Consider the following 16,801-nt stretch of genomic DNA (forward strand, 5'->3'; position numbering starts at 1 on the left):
CTGTTGTTTCACTTCTTGGCGTGCAGCCCGCATTCCTTGGCCGCTTCATCCTCCCACCACCAGCGGCCGGCGCGGAAGTCTTCGCCAAGGCTGACGGCGCGCGTGCAGGGTGCGCAGCCGATGCTGGGATAGAACTGGTCGTGCAGCGGGTTGTAGTCCACGCCATGGCTGGCGATGTAGTGCCAGACATCGCCCTGGGTCCAGTCGGTCAGCGGGTTGAACTTGGTCAGGCCCTTGGTCTCGACCTCGCTGCGGTCCACGGCGGGCACGTCGGCGCGGGCATTGGACTGCTCGCGGCGCAGGCCCGTGATCCAGGCGCTCTTGCCGGCCAGCGCACGCGCCAGCGGCTCCATCTTGCGCACGCCGCAGCAGGCCTTGCGCAGCTCGATGCTGCGGTACATGGCGTCCTGGCCGTTGTCGCGGATGAAGTGGATCACCGATTCGAGCTGCGGCCGGTAGACCTTGACGCTCAGGCCGGGCAGCGACTGGGTGCGCTCCAGCAGGGCCAGGGTCTCGGTGTGCAGCGCGCCGGTGTCCAGCACGAAGACGGGGATGTCCAGGCCCAGGCGGTGGATGATGTCGGTGATCACCACATCCTCGGCGCCCAGGCTGGAGGCCTGCGTCACGGCCTCGGCGCCCAGCGCCGCTGCCTCGCGCAGCAAGGCCTCGGTGGCGGCCAGCTTGTCGGCAAAGCCGCTGCTGGCTCGGCCGTTGACCTCGGTGGCCTTGGCCGATGTCTGTCGCGACAGAAAGCTTTGCGCACCCATGTCAGGCCGCCTTGACGAAGTGGGGCTCGGGATGGACGGCATCACCCTGGTAGAAGCCGTGGAAGCGGTCCAGCTGGCGCTGGGCATCGGCGATGTCCACGCCTTCGCGCAGCACGGCCACGTCGAAGCCGCAGCGCTGCATCTGCACCAGCTGGTCGATCAGCACGTCGCCCGTGGCGCGGATTTCGCCCTGGAAGCCCAGGCGCTTGCGCAGCAGGCGGGCCTGGCTGAAGGCGCGGCCGTCGGTGAACTTGGGAAAGTTGAGGTCGATGCGCTGCACGCCGGTCAGGTCCAGCGTGAAGGGGTCGGCGTCATTGGCCGGGGCGATGACAGTCTGCTGGCCTTCGGCCGGGCTTTGGTGCTCGTGGGCGGCGATGATTTTCATGGGGATCTCCTACGGCTCTCACCTGGGGTCAGGCGGCCGCTTCCTCGGTGTGCTTGGCGGGGTGGCGGGCGGCATTGCCGGCGGCCTTGAACGGGTCGATGCCCACGCGGCGCACGGTGGCGATGAAGGTCTCGAAACGGCCGCCTTCGCTTTGGCGCTGCTCGCGGTAGGTGGCCAGCAGGGCCTCGATCACGCCGGGCACTTCGGCGGCGCTGAACGAGGGGCCGATGATCTTGCCGGGCGTGGCCGGGCCGGACAGGTGGGAGCCGTCGGCGCCGCCCAGCGTGATCTGGTACCACTCCTTGCCGTCCTTGTCCACGCCCAGGATGCCGATGTGGCCGCTGTGGTGGTGGCCGCAGCTGTTGATGCAGCCGCTGATGTGCAGGTCGATCTCGCCCAGGTCCCACAGCTCGTCCAGGTCCTGGTAGCGCTCGGTGATGGCCTCGGCAATGGGCAGGGAGCGTGCATTGGCCAGCGAGCAGAAGTCGCCGCCGGGGCAGGCGATCATGTCGGTCAGCAGGCCGATGTTGGGCTTGGCCAGGCCCAGGGCCTTGGCCGCCTTGTACAGCTGGGGCAGCTGGTCGCGGCGCACCCAGGGCAGCAGCAGGTTCTGCTCGTGGGTGACGCGCATCTCGCCGGCCGAGAACTGATCGGCCAGCGCGGCGGCGGCATCCATCTGGTCTGCCGTGGCGTCGCCGGGCGCGTAGCCCAGGCGCTTGAACGACAGCAGCACGGCGCGCAGTTGCGGGTGGCGGTGCGGGCGCACGTTGCTGATCAGCCAGCGGCCGAAGTCCTTGTCTTCCTCGGCGGCCGTGCGCAGCAGGGCCAGGGTCTCGGCCTCGGCATTGGCGGGCGACAGGTCCAGCTCGGGCTCGCGGAAATTGGCGGCCACGCGGTCGTACTCGGCTTGCGTGATGGTGTGGGGGCCACCCTCGACCTCGACGATCTGGCGGAATTCCTCATCGACCTGGTCGATGAAGTTCTGGCCCTCGGACTTCACGAGGATCTTGATGCGCGCCTTCCAGGCGTTGTCGCGGCGGCCGTAGCGGTTGTAGACGCGGATCACGGCTTCCAGGTAGTTCATCAGCTGGTTCCAGGGCAGGAACTCGCGCAGCACCGGGCTGATGATGGGCGTGCGGCCCATGCCGCCGCCCACGCGCACCTTGAAGCCCAGCTCACCAGCCTCGTTCTTGAGCAGCTGCAGGCCCACGTCGTACCAGCCCAGCGCGGCGCGGTCTTCCTCGGCGCCGCTGATGGAGACCTTGAACTTGCGCGGCAGGAAGCTGAACTCGGGGTGCAGCGTGCTCCACTGGCGCAGGATTTCGGTGAAGGGGCGGGGGTCGGCGATCTCGTCGATGGCAATGCCCGCCAGCGCGTCGCTGTTGATGTTGCGGATGCAGTTGCCGCTGGTCTGGATGCCGTGCAGGTTCACGCTGGCCAGCAGGTCCATCACGTCGGCGGCCTTGGACAGCGGAATCCAGTTGTACTGCACGTTGGTGCGCGTGGTGAAGTGGCCGTAGCCGAACTTCAGGTCGGAGCCGATGCGGCGGCCGTCGTGCAGCGGGATGTCGCCCAGCCTGTCCTGGGTGGCGCGGGCCTCGGCCAGCAGGGCGGCGTCGGGCTGGTCGTACTCGCGGGCCACGCGGGCCAGCACGCGCAACTGGGCGCTGGACAGTTCGCCGTAGGGCACGGCCACGCGCAGCATGGGCGCGTAGCGCTGCACATACCAGCCGTTTTGCAGGCGCAGGGGCTTGAACTCATCCTCCGAGAGCTTGCCGGCCTGCCAGCGTTCGAGCTGGTCACGGAACTGCTCGGCGCGCAGGCGGATGAACTGTTTGTCGAATTCGGTGTATTGGTACATGGCGCTTCGGATGTGGGGTCTTCGACTGCCGCCAGTGGCGGCGGTGCAGGGGTTCATTGCGTGGCACCGAGGCACTTGCGGGAAACGCGCGCAGAACCCTGCATGGACGGAAATGTAAGCAATGGCCTTATAGAAGCAAACGATTGTTTTGTCCTGCAAGTATGTGGATATGGATATAAGTGAATGGCAGCAGGCTTTGTGGGGCTGGGCATGTCAAACGCATGAGCGGCCGATATGCTTTCCGGCCAGAGGGAGGATTTCAGAATGCGAAACCGTTGTGCCGCCATCGGGCTGGCCTTGGCATTGGCAACTGCTGCTCAGGCGCAGGTCCAAAAGCCGGCACCGCCGCCGTCCCCGTTGTCAGCAGCGCACACAGCTGACATGCCTGAACCCGACAAATCCGCACAGGAATCGGCCTGGGATGCGTATCTGCATCGCGTGGCGGCGCAGTTGGCCAGTTCCGGCAGCGGGCGCGATCTGGCCTTTGCGGCCATCCTGATCAATCTGTCGCCCCGTGACAAAAGAGCTGTCAGCCAGGCCGAGGGCTGGCGCCAGGACGCGCTGGAGCGGGCAGGGCAGGATGCGCTGGCCTATCAACTGCTGGCCTCCAAGGCCCCTGAGGACGAAGGCGAAGTGCGCTCCGAGGCTGCCCGCCGCTGGCTGGCGCTGGAGCCCAGCAATTTCTCTGCGCTGATGCAGCAGGCGCTGGGACCGCAGGAACTGCTGGTTGCAGCGCGCGAAAGCCGCTACGCGGACCTGCACATGTATGACGGCGTGCGCTGGATGCAGTCCGCTTTGCTGCGCCATCCGCCCACGGCACAGGAGCTGCAGGCGCTGGGTGGCAGTCCGAACTACCGGCTCGAGGAAGGCGCGGTGATCACTGCAATAGGTATCTGGACAGCCTTTCCCTTGACGGGCTACAAGGCGCTGCTGGATACCTGCAAACCCGAAGCGATGGGCAAAACCCCGGCGCGCGAGGCCGACTGCCTGCATGTAGCCCACCTGCTGACGCAGCGCTCATCGACCGTGCTGGACGAGGGCTTTGGGCTGGCGATTCAACGCCGGCTGGCCAAAACCCCGACCGAGCGCGCCGCGGCCCAGGCCCGGCGCCGCCAGTTGGAGTGGCTGATGCAAGCGTCCGCCCCGCTCGGCATGCAGGACGGAGGAGCCCAGTTTGCCCGGCTGCTGGCCGATCCTTCCATCCACAGCGAGCAGCAATTGCTGCAGCGCTTGCTCAAGGATGCAGGCCGGCCCTTGACGCCGCCGCCGTGTTGGAAGTGGCGCCCGCCCAGACCTTAGGGATTGCCGGCAGCCGCGCCGCCACCGCCGCCTCGCTCACCCCATAGAGCGCAGCCAGCGCGGCCGGTGTCGCCACTTGCGCCGCCGCACCGCAGGCCTGCAGGCCACCGCGGCCCAGCAGGGCGATGCGGTCGGCCACCTGCAGCGCATGCTCGGGCTGGTGGGTGGACAGCAGCACCGCCATGCCGCGTGCACGCAGCGCGGCAATCTGGTCCAGCACGCGGATCTGGTTGCCGAAGTCCAGGCTGGCCGTGGGCTCGTCCATGACCAGCAGCGCGGGCTCCTGGGCCAGGGCGCGTGCGATCAGCACCAGCTGGCGCTCGCCGCCGCTCAGCTCGGTATAGGGGCGCAGCGCCAAATGGGCGATGCCCAACTGCTCCAGGCAGCCCAGCGCCAGGGCGCGGTCGGCACTTGAAGGCCGGGCCAGCGCAGGCAGGCGCGCGGCACGGCCCATGAGCACCATGTCCAGCGCTTCGAAGCCGAAGACACCGGCCTGCGCCTGGGGCACATAGCCCACGCGCCGCGCAAACTCGGCACGCGGCCAGCTGAGCACGGGCTGGCCCTGCACGCGCACCTCTCCGGCCAGCGGCGCCAGCAGGCCCAGCACGGTGCGGAACAGCGTGGTCTTGCCGCAGCCGTTGGGGCCCAGCAGGCACAGCACCTCGCCTGCGGTGATGGCCAGGTCCAGCCCCTGGCTGACGCGCCGGCGCCCATGGCCCGTGGCCAGGGCCAGCGTCTGCAGCACGGGTGGGGCCTGCACTTCAGTCATTGCGCCCCGTGCGCGACAGCAGGTAGAGAAAGAAGGGCGCGCCGACCAGGGCCGTGAGAATGCCCAGCGGCAGCTCGATGCGCGCCGCGCTGCGCGCCAGGGTGTCGGCCGCCACCACGAAGCCCGCGCCCAGCAGCGCCGAGGCCGGCAGCAGGCGCACAAAATTGGGGCCGACCAGCAGGCGCGCCACATGCGGCACCACCAGCCCCACCCAGCCGACGATGCCGGCCAGCGATACGGCGGCCGCCGTGCCCAGCGTGGCACAGGCCACCAGCAGCAGGCGCAGGCGTGCCACGGGCACGCCCAGGGCCAGCGCCTCCTCGTCAGGCAGGCCCAGCAGGTTGATGCGCCAGCGCAGCAGCATCAGGGGCAGCAGGGCGCACAGCATCACGGGTGCCGTGGCACCCAGCTCGGGCAGGGTCACGGCGCTCAGGCCGCCCATGAGCCAGAAGGTGATGGATGGCAGCTGCGTATTGGGGTCGGCCAGCGTCTTGACCAGGGCGATGCCCGCGCCCAGCAGCGCGCCCAGCGCAATGCCGGCCAGCACCAGGACCAGCACCGGGTCATGGCGGCGCACGCTGGTGCTGATGGCCACCACCACGGCCACGGCGGCCAGCCCGCCACCAAAGGCCAGGGCCTGCACGGCCGCCATGGACCAGCCCAGGAAGATGCCCAGCACCGCGCCCAGGCCGGCACCGGCCGAGACGCCCAGGATGTCGGGCGAGACCAGCGGGTTGCGGAACATGCCCTGGTAGGCTGCGCCTGCCGCCGCCAGCGTGGCGCCCACGGCCAGGCCTGCGGCGATGCGCGGCAGGCGGATGTTCCAGAGCACGGTCTCGGCGCTGGTGGACAAGGGGGACGCCGTGCCCGTGGCGCGCGCCAGCAGCGACTGCCACAGCTGCTGCGGCGCGATGGAGAACTGACCCGCCGCCAGTGCCCACAGCAGCACGGCGGCCAGCAAGGCCAGCGCGAGCACCCACCCCAGGCGGCGGCCTGTGGCAGGCATCAACGCGCAGTCTCCATCAGCCTGCCCAGCGCTGCGGGCGACAGGTCGGCGCCGTAGAACAGGCGGTAGAAGTCGCGCACCTCGCGCTCCAACGGAGGCAGTGCCTGCAGGGCCGGCGCCTGCGGGTGGAGCTTTTCCAGCAGCCAGCGCACGCCGATGAGCCGGTTGACGCCGGGCGGACCATCCAGCCAGCCGAAGGGCCAGACCGGCGCGCAGTGCACGCGGCCCGAGCGCACGGCGGCTACGCCGCGCCACAGCGGGTCCTGGCGCATGCGCTCGGCAAGGCCGGGTTCCTGCGTGACGATGACCTGCGGGTCCCAGGCCAGGATCTGCTCCATGGACACGCGCGTGAGCCCGCCACGCCCTGCATCGGCGGCCACATTGCACCCGCCCGCATATTCGACGGCTTCCACATTGATGGAGCCCGCCAGCCCTGTCTCCAAGCCGTTGGCGCTGCGCGCGAAATACACGCGCGGGCGCTCGGCCGGTGCCATGCCCTGGGTGGAACGCTGCGCCAGCGCCGCCACGGCATCGGCATGGCGGGCCAGGGTTTCGCCACGTGCGGCCTCGCCCAGCAGGGCGCCGACCTCGCGCAACTGGCGTGCGTGGTCGGCCAGCGAGCCCTGGATCAGCACGCAGGGCAGGCCGGTCTGGCGCGCCAGCCGCTCGGTGGCCGAGATATAGGTGGCATCGGCCGTGCCGGCGTCCAGCACCAGGTCGGGCTGCAGCTTCAGCAGCGACTCCAGCGGCATGGTGCTGCCGCGCCCGGACAGGCGGCCCAGATGCGGCAGCGCCTGCAGTGTGGGCCCCAGATAGGCGCGCGAGACATCGTCCAGCTGCTGGGGCCAGCCCAGCAGCTTGTGCGGTGCCAGCGTGGCCACCAGCACGCCTGCAGGCGGGCCGGCGGCAAACACCCGGCGCAGTTTGGTCGCGTCCGGTATCTGGCCTATGCGCGCGGCAATGGTCGTGGTCTGGGCATGGCCGGGAACAAGAGCCGATGAGGCCAGCGCCGCCATGGCCTGGCCCAGCCAGCGGCGGCGGGTGAACAGAAGATCGGTCATGAAAGTCAGGGGATGGGGCTGGCGCAGCCACGGCGCTCAAGCTGTGCCTGGCACCATTGCTCTATCTGCACCTCATCGGCTGCCAGCTCGGCATGCAGGCTGCCGGTGTACCTGCGCCAGTCTTCAAGATGGCGGGCCGCGACGGCCGTGAGCACGGGCGTGCCGGCCTCGACAAAGGCCGCGAATTCGGCGGCAAAGCCCTGGCCCGAGGCCTCGACGATGCCGAAGCGGTTGATCACCACCAGATCCACGCCATCGTCCAGCGCCTGGCGCAGCACGGCGCTGGCCTGGGCCAGGGCCTGGGGGTTGAGACTGCAGGCGCGCGAGGCGCAGCCCAGGTCCTGGGACAGCTCGAATTGGCGGTCACTGCGCAGGTCGAACAGCTGCATGCGCTTGTTGCCGTTGGCATAGCGGTCCTGGCGATGCACCAGGCCGCCCACGCGCCAGCCCGCGCCTTGCAGGCGGCGTGCCACGCGTTCGAGCAGCAGCTCCATTGCATGCTCGTCGTCGGGATGGACCAGGGCGGCCAGGGGCAGGGTGGTGAAGGGCGGGTTCATGGCATGCAGGTTGATGCGTATCAATGGGGCTGTTGTACTCCTGCCCGACCCCGGTGTCGTTGACCATGGGCAGCTTGGCTGGACCCGGAGCGCAGGCAGGCGTGGGCGGGCGCTTCGCGCCAGGTCCGCTCCTCAGAAGTGATAGCCCAGGTTGACATACCAGCAGCGGCCCGGCATGGGCAGGCCGTCATCGAACTGGTACCACTTGTCGCCGATATTGGCCACGCCAAAGTCCACGGTGATGTCGCTGCGCGGCTTGTAGCGTGCGCGCAGGTTGGCAATGCCGTAGCCGGGCAGCTTGAGCGTCTGCAGCTGGCCGCTGCCCGACAGCGGCACGTAGCGGCCCTTCTCGGTCTCGACCTCGGCATTGAATTCCCACTGCGCCAGCGGACGCCACTGAACGCCGGCCAGCAGGCGGTGGCGTGGCGTGTGGGTCAGCGTGATGCTGGAGTCGCTGGTGTTGCGGCGGTTCAGGTAGGTGTAGCCGGCGTTCACGCCCCATTGCGCGGACAGTTGCTGGGCCAGGGACAGCTCCATGCCGATGTTGCGCGTGCGCCCCACGTTCTGCGCCTGGTTGCAGGTGGTGCCGCCGCATTCGGCCGACGCCACGACCACGGTCTGGATCTGGTTGCGCACGCGGCTGTAGAACAGCGCGGCCTGGCCCTGGCCGCCCTGCCAGGGCGAGCCGCTGACGCCCAGCTCCAGGTGGTTGGCCGTCTCGGGCTGCAGGTCGGGGTTGGCCAGGGCCGTGCCCATGCGTGCCGAGTAGCGGTCCTTGATGGTGGGAAAGCGCGTCTTGTGCGAGGCGATGAAATACGCCTCGCTGCCACCGCCCAGCGCATAGCCGAGCTTGGCCACGCCATTGGTGGCGCTGGCCGAGCCCGTGGGCCACTGATAGACCTCGCGCGCATCGCGCTGGTCGTGGCTGAGCGCCAGGTTCAGGCTCCAGCGTTCGGCCAGGGAGATCGTGTCCTCGATCACCAGCGAGCGCGTCACGTCGCGGTAGTGCTTGCTGGGGTCCTTGGCCGAGGCGGCATCGGTGTGCTCGTCGATCTTGTAGTGCGCGCCCAGGCGCAGCGCATGGCCCTTGAAGCTGTAGTTGGCCCACTCGATGCTGGCGCCCTGGCTCACGTCCTTGTAGCTGCTGGTGGGGTCATGGCGCGTGTAGCTCGCGTCCGTGTACATGTCCAGGCCGTTTTGGTAGGTGTCGTGGTAGATGCGTGTCTTGAGCAGGTTGTCGGCATTGATGCGCGTGGTGCTCAGGAAGTACACGCTGTCCTTGTCCCAATAGGGCCAGCGCCAGTAGCGGATGACGTTCTTGCCCGTGGCGCTGCCGGTATACACGGGGTTGCCCTTCTCGCCTTCCTGGCGCACATAGCCCAGCGCGTATTCGTCCGTGGCATTGGGCGTGAGGCCCAGCTTGAACGACAGCCGCCTGTCCGTGCGGTAGGCGTTGTCGCGGTAGTTGCCCGTGTCGGTGGGCTGCTTCTTGAAGTCCTTGAAGCCCTTGGGCAGCGGAAAACTGTCCGCGTCCAGGTAGGAGGCGCCAAGCTGGTAGTACCAGGTGCCCAGGTTGCCGCCCAGGTTCACGGCGGCCTTGCGTTCGCCGCCTGCGCCTGCGCCGATGCGCGCATCGCCCTCGACGGATTTGACCGGCTTGCGCGTGACCAGGTTGATGGCGCCGCCCAGCGTATTGGGGCCATACATCAGCGAGGCGCCAGCCTTGGCCACGCGGATCTCGGACAGGTCGAACGTGGTGAAGCGGCCGAAGTCCACATAGCCGTCATAGGGCACGTACAGCGGCACGCCGTCCACGAAGACCGGCACCTGGCGCGGATCGAAGCCGCGCAGGTAGATCATTTCCTCGTTGCGATTGTTGCGCGACAGCGTGGCGCCCGGCAGCAGGCGCACGGCGTCGGCCACGGTTTCGGCATTGCGCTGGCGCATCTCGGCGGCGTCCAGTCGCTGTTCATCGCCGGATATGGCCTCTGCTTCATCACGCGCACCGTGCACATCGACCGTGCCCAGCTGGAAGGTCTGCGAAGCCTGTGTTGCGGACGTGCCCGATTGGGCTTGTACCTGGGTGCTGGCGGCCAGGCCCGCAAGCAGCAGGGCGTGGGCCAGCGTGGACTGCAGGCGGAAGACAGGGGAGGAGGCTGGGGCGCTGTAGCGGGGCTGGAGAGGCACGATTTTCGGTGGTTGTGTGAGTGGACGCGGGGCGGCTGGTTGTTTCCTTTTGAAAACAGGTTCCGGATTCTAGCGATATGTACTGATAAACATAACGAGTGACAAAAAACCGTCTGCGGGAAGACTCGGGTTTTCTTTCAGGCCGTTGTGTGAATGCCCGGCCGTTCAGCGGCCGGGCGGTTCAACGGCTCAGCGCCTGCGGCCCAGGCGTTCGCTGGCCAGGGCAGCCGCCAGCTTGGCATCCAGGGGCAGCGGTTCGTCGTGCAGGCGTGTTGCCAGCAGCTCGCCGCACAGCAGCGACAGCGTGAGCCCGCGCGAGCCCATGGCCGTCAGCGCCCACAGGCCGGGAGCCTGGTCGGACACCGGTCCGACCACGGGCAGCCGGTCTGGCGAGGCCACGCGCACGGCGCCCCAGGTGGTGCGCGGTGGCGCGTCGAAGAAGCCTTGCAGGCCCTGGTAGGCACGTGGCAGCAGCTGAGCCAGCTTGGCGCCATTGGCTGCATGGGCCGCGGCCTGGTCTTCGGGACTGGGCGGCAGCGCGGTCTGGTCGCGCTCGAAGGTCGATCCCATGACCCAGCCTGGCCCGGCTGCATCGCCGGGCAGCGGCATGGCAGGCACCAGGTTGCCATGGCCGTTGACGGGAAAGGGCGGCATGGCCTGCGCGCTGGCCGGGGTGTGCACATCCCAGCTGACCTGGCCGCGTATGGGCTGCAGCGGCCAGGCGGCCTGCGCACCCAGGCTGTGCTCCAGCAGCGCATTGGTTGCGGGGCCCAGTGCGAGAACGACCAGTTCAGCCTCGGCCAGCAGATTGCCCTGTGCATCCAGGGCCTGCCAGACGGGCGCGCCACCGGCTGTGTCGGTGCGTGCAAGACGCGCCACGCAGGCGCGGCCCTGCCAGCGCACGCCCGGCAGCGCCAGTTGCGCCTGCACCAGCCGTGCCGGGCGTACCCAGCCAGCTTGCGCATGCCAGCAGGCCGGGGCGTCGGCGGGCAGGCCGGCCGCCGAGAGTTGATCGGCGCTTGCGGGCCGGCTCCAGTGGTCGCCCGGGCCGGGGGATTGCCAGTCGCGCGGCAGCCGCGGGGCGGCCTCCACGCCGTGCTCCAGCACGCCGGTATCGCACCAGTCCGTGGCCGGTTGCAGCAGGCCCTGGCCGGAGAGCATTTGCAGCTGCGCCAGGGTCAGGCGTGCGCCGTCGCGGCTCAGGCGGGACAGCAGGCTGTCATCGGGCGAGACATGGGGGCAGAACAGGCCCGCGGGCAGGGCCGAGGCGCCCGCTGCAGGCGCGTCGGCAGCATCCAGCACGGTGACCTGCCAGCCACGGCGCGACAGGCTGGCGGCGGCGGCCGCACCGGCGATGCCTGCACCCAGCACCATGCAGCGCCGTGGGGTGATGGCTTCCTGCGGCTGTGCTCCCGGCCCGCGCGGCCCGCGCGGTTGCCAGGCCGGGTCGAAGACGGCATGCAGGTTGTGGCGCTTGGGTGGGACGCCATCGACCTTGCGCACCTGAAAGCCGTGCTGTGCCAGGCCATCGCGCACCGTGCGCGCCACGCACCAGGTGGACAGCTGCGTGCCGCGCCGGCAATGGCGCGCCAGCGCGCGCAGGGTATCGGCGCTCCAGAGGTCGGGGTTGAGTTCCGGCGTGAAGCCGTCCAGGTAGATGCTGTCGGCCGTGAGCTGCTGGCGCCGCAGCATGGCCTGGGCATCGCCGATGTACAGCGTCAGCAGCACGCGCCCCTGCTCGAAGGCGAGGCGGTGCACGCCGGGCAGCAGGCCCTGGAACCGGGTGGCCAGCTCCTCGGCCAGCAGGCGCAATCCTGGCTCGCGCGGCATGGCCTGGCGCATGGCGTCGGCGCTGACGGGAAAGGCTTCGGCCGAGACGAAATGCAGCAGCCTCGGGCGCCGGGGATCGGCCTTCCAGGCTTCCCAGGCCACGAGGAAATTCAGCCCGAAGCCGAAACCGGTCTCCAGGATGCGCCATTGCGGCGCATCGGCCCAGGCCGTCGGCAGGCCGCAGCCGCCCAGAAAGACGTGGCGGGCCTGGTCCAGGCCGCCGAGTTCGCTGTGGTAGCGGTCGCCGAAGCGCGGGCTGTAGGGCGTGCCATCGGGCAGCCAGTCAATGGGTTCGGACATGGGCAAGGGGCAGAACTACTCCTCCCAGCGCTGCTGGTAGGAGAACACGGGCAGCCGCCACTTGAAGCGGATGGCGGCCAGGCGCAGCGTGAGTCCGCCGGCAAAGCAGACGACGGTGCTGAGGTTGGAGCCCACGTCCAGCGTGCGCAGCCCCAGGAACAGCAGGCACACGGCCAGGGACACGCTGGCGTACAGCTCGCGCCGGAAGACGACCGGCACCTGGTTGCACAGCACGTCGCGCAGAATGCCGCCGCTGATGCCGGTCAACATGCCCGACATCACCACCACCACGGGCGGGTAGCCCAGCTCCAGCGCCACGTTGCAGCCGATCAGCGAGAAGGCGATCAGCCCCATGGCGTCCAGCAGCAGAAAGACCTGCTTGAGATGGTGCATGTGGCGCGCCACGACGATGGTCAGCAGCCCGGCCGAGATGACCAGGTAGACATATTCAGGGTGCTGCGTCCAGCCGATGGGGTAGTGGCCCAGCACCATGTCGCGGATGGTGCCGCCGCCCAGCGCGGTGACGAAGGCGATCACGGCCACGCCGAAGATGTCCATGTTGCGCCGGCCCGCCGCCAGCGCGCCCGACATGGCTTCGGCCGTGATGGCCACGAGGTAGATCACCAGCATGACGGTGAACTGCGATGCCTGGAACGATTCCAGCAGGGAGACGGATGGAAGCACGGAAAACCTCGGATGAAGACCGGCCCGCGCCGCAGGGTGTGCGGCCACTGCGCCGTCCAGCGCAAGAAGGCGGGCATTGTAGGCGGTCTCTGGGCGGCGGCCGTTTGCGGCACCGCAAATGAAACCGCCCCCGGCGCGGTGCGACGGGGGCGGTGAAAGGGCACGAAGCGGCTCAGGCCGTAGGAGGCACGTAGCCGGCCGCCGCATCGGCGCCGCCGCCGAAGAAGTGGTTTTCCATCTGGCGGGCCAGGTACTGGCGGGCGCGTGCGTCGGCCAGGTTCAGGCGGTTTTCGTTGACCAGCATCGTCTGGTGCTTGAGCCAGTCGGCCCAGGCCTGCTTGCTCACGCCTTCAAAAATGCGCTTGCCCAGCTCGCCGGGGTAGGGCGGGAAATCCAGGCCTTCAGCGTCAACGCCAAGCTTGATGCAGTGAACGGTACGTGCCATGGGGAATTGAGTCCTTGTCTTGCAGAGATTCAGATGTTTTGGGAATAACAAACTGAAATCTTATTGGTTTGAGTTTTAAGAGTTGGCTTTGAGAATGCTTTCCACGGCACCAGACCGTCGTCTCCACTCTCTACCGACACTCCAATGAAAATTCGCCGCCACTTTATCAAGTTTCCTGTTGCCGCCGGCCTGATCGCGGGCTTGACCCTGTCGGCTCTGCCGGCGTTGGCCCAGTCGGTGCAACTGCTCAATGTCTCCTACGATCCGACGCGCGAGCTGTACGTGGAATACAACCAAGCCTTCGCCAAGCACTGGAAGGCCAAGAGCGGGCAGGACGTGAGCGTCAAGCAGTCGCACGGCGGCTCGGGCAAGCAGGCGCGTTCCATCATCGACGGCATCGACGCCGACGTGGCCACGCTGGCGCTGGCCGGCGACATCGACGCCCTGGTCAAGAACGGCAACCTGCTCAAGGCCGACTGGCAAAAGCGCCTGCCTCACAACTCGGCGCCCTACAGCTCCACCATCGTCTTCCTGGTGAAGAAGGGCAATCCCAAGAACCTCAAGGACTGGGACGACCTGGTCAAGCCTGGCGTGCAGGTGATCACGCCCAACCCCAAGACCAGCGGCGGTGCGCGCTGGAACTACCTGGCCGCCTGGGAATTCGCCAAGCGCAAGTACGGCGGCGACGCACAGGCCAAGGACTTCATCGGCAAGCTGTTCAAGAACGTGCCCGTGCTGGACACGGGCGCGCGCGGCGCCACCATCACCTTCGTGCAGCGCGGCGTGGGCGATGTGCTGCTGGCCTGGGAGAACGAGGCCTTCCTGGCGCTCAAGGAGTTCGGTCCCGACAAGTTCCAGATCGTCGTGCCTTCGCTGTCCATCCTGGCCGAGCCTTCGGTGGCCGTGGTCGACAAGGTCGTGGACAAGAAGGGCACACGCGCCGTGGCCGAGGAGTACCTGAAGTACCTGTACTCCGAGGAAGGCCAGCGCATCGCCGGCCGCAACTACTACCGTCCCACCGATGCCAAGGTCAAGGCCGAATTCGCGGACAAGTTCCCCAAGCTGGAGCTGGTCACCATCGACCAGGCCTTTGGCGGCTGGGCCAAGGCCGACAAGGACCACTTTGCCGACGGCGGCAGCTTCGACCAGATCTACACCAAGAAGTGAGTGCGGCGCGCCGGCCCGGCCGGCGCCCACCCACTGAATTCACCCGCTTTCCCAGATCTCTGCCAACTACCACGATCCGCCATGTCCATCTTGCTGACTTCCCGCCACTCTTTGCAGGCCCCGCGCCGCACGGCGCAGGCAGGCGTGGTGGCATCCAGCTCTTTTCCTCGCTTCGAGACCGTGGCCTTCGCCAGCCGGCGATGTAGCACCTGACGACTCCGTGCGGCGCGTCTGCAGGCCTGGTCCTGCAGGCGGCTGCCCCTTGCTCCGCCTTCCCTTTTTGTTTTCTGGCTGCATGCCGCGCGCATGCATGGGCAGCGCTTTGCCTGCACCACGCACCACGCACCACTCTTCCAAGGATGTCCGTCATGGTCTCGTTCGATTCCTTCCCCCGACACACAGCCAACTGGCGCCGACGCCAACTGCTGGGCGCGGGCCTTGCCGCAGCAGTCGCCACGGTGGGCGGCCCGGCCCTGGCCCAGGACAAGGCGGGTGACCGCGTGCTGCGCGTCGGCCACCAAAAGGGCTGGCTGTCCATCCTGAAGAGCCGGGGCACGCTGGAAAAGCGGCTGGCGCCGCTGGGCGTATCCGTGCGCTGGATCGAGTTCAACGCCGGCCCCGTGCAGCTGGAGGCGCTGAACGTGGGCTCCATCGACTTCGGCGATGTGGGCGAGGCCCCGCCCATCTTTGCGCAGGCCGCAGGCGCACCCCTGGTCTATGCGGGCGCCACCGTGCCGCGCCCCGGGCTGGAGGCGGTGATCGTGCCCAAGGATTCGCCCATCCGCAGTGTGCAGGACCTCAAGGGCAAGCGCGTGGCCTACAACAAGGGCTCGAACGTGCAGTACTTTCTGGTCAAGCTGCTGGAAAAGCACGGCCTGAAGTACGGCGATGTGCAGTCCGTCTTCCTGGCGCCGGCCGATGCGCGTGCCGCCTTCGAGCGCGGCTCCGTCGATGCCTGGCTGATCTGGGACCCCTTCCTGGCTGCCGCGCAAAAGACGCTGGACGCCCGCCTGCTGGCCGATGCCACGGGCGTGGTCAACAACCGCGCCTACTACTTCACCTCGCGCGATTTCGCCACGCGCAATGCCGATGTGCTGCGCATTGCCATCGAAGAGGTCGATGGGATTGACCGCTGGGCCTCGAAGAACCAGACGGCGGCGGCCGCCGAGCTGTCCAGCATCCTGGGGCTGGACAAGTCCATCACCGAGCTGTACCTGAGCCGCGCACGCTTCGGCACCTCGTCCGTGACGCGCGAGATCCTGGCCGAGCAGCAGCAGATCGCCGACACCTTCTTCGAACTCAAGCTCATCCCCCGCAAGCTCAACCTGCTGCATGCCGCGCCCGTGGACCTGATCGCGTCGCGTCCCTGAGCCCACTGCAAGGAGTCCGCACCATGAATGCCAATTCCAAGAAGCCCCGCCTGGACCGCGTGCGCCGCCAGGCCCTGCAACTGCTGGGCACCACCGCCTTCAGCTGGAGCCTGGCCGGCCAGTACGCACGCGCCGAGACGCCGGCCGCCGTGGCCGGGCCCGAGCAGTTGCGCATCGGCTACCAGAAGTCGGCCGTCAACCTGGTCATCCTCAAGCAGCAAGGCGTGCTGGAAAAGCGCTTTGCGGGCACCAAGGTCAGCTGGCTGGAGTTTCCGGCCGGCCCCCAGCTGCTGGAGGCCCTGGCCGCCGGCAGCCTGGATTTCGGCCTGACCGGCGATTCACCCCCGGTCTTTGCCCAGGCCGCGGGCCGCGACCTGCTGTACGTGGGCGCCGAGCCGCCCAAGCCCGAGAGCTCGGCCATCCTCGTGCCGTCGGACTCGCCGCTGCGCGCCCTGGCCGACCTCAAGGGCCGGCGCGTGGCGCTGCAAAAAGGCTCCAGCGCCCATTACCTGCTGGTGCGCGCGCTGGACAAGGCGGGCCTGGCCTGGAACGAGATCCAGCCCGTCTACCTGGCCCCGGCCGATGCGCGCGCCGCCTTCGAGCGCAAGAGCGTGGACGCCTGGGCCATCTGGGACCCGTTCTACGCGGCCACCGAGCTGGCGATTCGCCCGCGCGTGCTGGCCAATGGCGAAGGCCTGTCGGGCAACGCCTCGTTCTATCTGGCCGCGCGCGGACTGGTGGAGCGCCATCCGCAGGTGCTGCGCGCGCTGTTCGATGAGCTCACGCGCGCCGATCGCCTGGCCCAGAGCGCACGCCAGGAGGCCGTGGCCCTGGTGGCCGGCTTCAGCGGCCTGGATACGGCGGTGGTCAGCCGCTTCATTGCGCGCCGGCCCAGCTCCCCCGTGGGCCTGCTGGCTGCGCAGACCGTGGTGGAGCAGCAGCGCGTGGCCGATGCATTTTTTCGGCTGGGCCTGATTCCGCGCCAGGTGCAGGTGGCCGACATCGTCTGGCGGCCCTCGGCGGCCGAGTACGCGCGGCTGGCCGAGCCTGCGGCGGCACGGCCTTCTTCCGCCCTTTGATTTCCTTCCTCGATTCCGTCCCCTGACTGGAGCA

Annotated in this window: 15 protein-coding genes; 4 read left to right on the plus strand and 11 right to left on the minus strand. The window is 68.5% G+C overall.

The genetic code is table 11. The features are described from left to right. Nucleotides 1–8: 8 nt before the first annotated feature. The 3 genes from ACF8O7_RS27790 to ACF8O7_RS27800 are packed head-to-tail and all read right to left on the minus strand — an operon-like array spanning nucleotide 9 to nucleotide 3,013. Nucleotides 9–767 carry a phosphoadenylyl-sulfate reductase gene (locus tag ACF8O7_RS27790; protein ID WP_126312030.1) on the minus strand — a complete coding sequence of 253 codons (759 nt, stop codon included), beginning with the start codon at nucleotides 765–767 and terminating at the stop codon, nucleotides 9–11. A 1-nt stretch (nucleotide 768) separates the two neighbouring features. Continuing rightward, nucleotides 769–1,152 (minus strand): DUF934 domain-containing protein, encoded by a 384-nt coding sequence (locus ACF8O7_RS27795; protein WP_126312031.1) that lies wholly within the window; start codon nucleotides 1,150–1,152, stop codon nucleotides 769–771. A 28-nt stretch (nucleotides 1,153–1,180) separates the two neighbouring features. After that, nucleotides 1,181–3,013: a nitrite/sulfite reductase gene (locus tag ACF8O7_RS27800; RefSeq protein WP_126312032.1), complete on the minus strand. Its 1,833-nt coding sequence runs from the start codon at nucleotides 3,011–3,013 to the stop codon at nucleotides 1,181–1,183. Nucleotides 3,014–3,394: 381 nt separating this feature from the next. Between ACF8O7_RS27800 and ACF8O7_RS27805 the strand changes: the two genes are divergently transcribed. Continuing rightward, nucleotides 3,395–4,312: a hypothetical protein gene (locus tag ACF8O7_RS27805; protein ID WP_227472553.1), complete on the plus strand. Its 918-nt coding sequence runs from the start codon at nucleotides 3,395–3,397 to the stop codon at nucleotides 4,310–4,312. On the opposite strand, the gene ACF8O7_RS27810 is transcribed toward ACF8O7_RS27805, so the two are convergent. From ACF8O7_RS27810 to ACF8O7_RS27845, 8 genes are all read right to left on the minus strand, one after another. After that, nucleotides 4,248–5,081 (minus strand): ABC transporter ATP-binding protein, encoded by an 834-nt coding sequence (locus ACF8O7_RS27810; RefSeq protein ID WP_126312034.1) that lies wholly within the window; start codon nucleotides 5,079–5,081, stop codon nucleotides 4,248–4,250. The genes ACF8O7_RS27805 and ACF8O7_RS27810 overlap by 65 nt on opposite strands. After that, on the minus strand, nucleotides 5,074–6,087 hold the full coding sequence (locus ACF8O7_RS27815) for an iron ABC transporter permease (protein WP_126312035.1): 1,014 nt from the start codon (nucleotides 6,085–6,087) through the stop codon (nucleotides 5,074–5,076). The genes ACF8O7_RS27810 and ACF8O7_RS27815 overlap by 8 nt, the downstream gene beginning before the upstream one ends. After that, a complete protein-coding gene (locus ACF8O7_RS27820) occupies nucleotides 6,087–7,148 on the minus strand; it encodes an iron ABC transporter substrate-binding protein (protein ID WP_126312036.1) in 1,062 nt (353 codons plus the stop codon). Before ACF8O7_RS27820 ends, ACF8O7_RS27815 begins: the two co-directional genes overlap by 1 nt. Before the next feature lie 5 nt (nucleotides 7,149–7,153). Further along, nucleotides 7,154–7,705: a DUF2478 domain-containing protein gene (locus ACF8O7_RS27825; RefSeq protein ID WP_016448340.1), complete on the minus strand. Its 552-nt coding sequence runs from the start codon at nucleotides 7,703–7,705 to the stop codon at nucleotides 7,154–7,156. Nucleotides 7,706–7,837: 132 nt separating this feature from the next. Next, entirely contained in the window at nucleotides 7,838–9,892 is a 2,055-nt protein-coding gene (locus tag ACF8O7_RS27830) for a TonB-dependent receptor plug domain-containing protein (RefSeq protein WP_392445084.1), read from the minus strand. A gap of 189 nt (nucleotides 9,893–10,081) precedes the next feature. After that, on the minus strand, nucleotides 10,082–12,022 hold the full coding sequence (mnmC, locus tag ACF8O7_RS27835) for an FAD-dependent 5-carboxymethylaminomethyl-2-thiouridine(34) oxidoreductase MnmC (protein WP_392445087.1): 1,941 nt from the start codon (nucleotides 12,020–12,022) through the stop codon (nucleotides 10,082–10,084). Nucleotides 12,023–12,037: 15 nt separating this feature from the next. Continuing rightward, nucleotides 12,038–12,706, minus strand: a complete 669-nt coding sequence (locus ACF8O7_RS27840) for a trimeric intracellular cation channel family protein (RefSeq protein WP_016453307.1) — start codon at nucleotides 12,704–12,706, stop codon at nucleotides 12,038–12,040. Nucleotides 12,707–12,878: 172 nt separating this feature from the next. Next, a complete protein-coding gene (locus ACF8O7_RS27845; protein ID WP_012206441.1) occupies nucleotides 12,879–13,151 on the minus strand; it encodes an oxidative damage protection protein in 273 nt (90 codons plus the stop codon). Nucleotides 13,152–13,295: 144 nt separating this feature from the next. On the opposite strand from ACF8O7_RS27845, the gene ACF8O7_RS27850 reads away from it, so the two are divergent. The 3 genes from ACF8O7_RS27850 (at nucleotide 13,296) to ACF8O7_RS27860 (ending at nucleotide 16,767) form a co-directional block, all read left to right on the plus strand. Next, the gene (locus tag ACF8O7_RS27850) at nucleotides 13,296–14,318 is read left to right on the plus strand and encodes a sulfate ABC transporter substrate-binding protein (RefSeq protein ID WP_012206440.1); all 1,023 of its coding nucleotides are present in this window, start codon (nucleotides 13,296–13,298) and stop codon (nucleotides 14,316–14,318) included. Between the two features lie 368 nt (nucleotides 14,319–14,686). Then, nucleotides 14,687–15,688, plus strand: coding sequence for a sulfonate ABC transporter substrate-binding protein (locus tag ACF8O7_RS27855; protein ID WP_016448337.1), 1,002 nt, complete (start codon nucleotides 14,687–14,689; stop codon nucleotides 15,686–15,688). Between the two features lie 23 nt (nucleotides 15,689–15,711). Continuing rightward, nucleotides 15,712–16,767, plus strand: a complete 1,056-nt coding sequence (locus ACF8O7_RS27860) for an aliphatic sulfonate ABC transporter substrate-binding protein (protein ID WP_392445090.1) — start codon at nucleotides 15,712–15,714, stop codon at nucleotides 16,765–16,767. Nucleotides 16,768–16,801: the final 34 nt, after the last annotated feature.

The organism is Delftia sp. WSY_16, from assembly GCF_043104415.1.
GTDB lineage: Bacteria > Pseudomonadota > Gammaproteobacteria > Burkholderiales > Burkholderiaceae_C > Comamonas > Comamonas tsuruhatensis.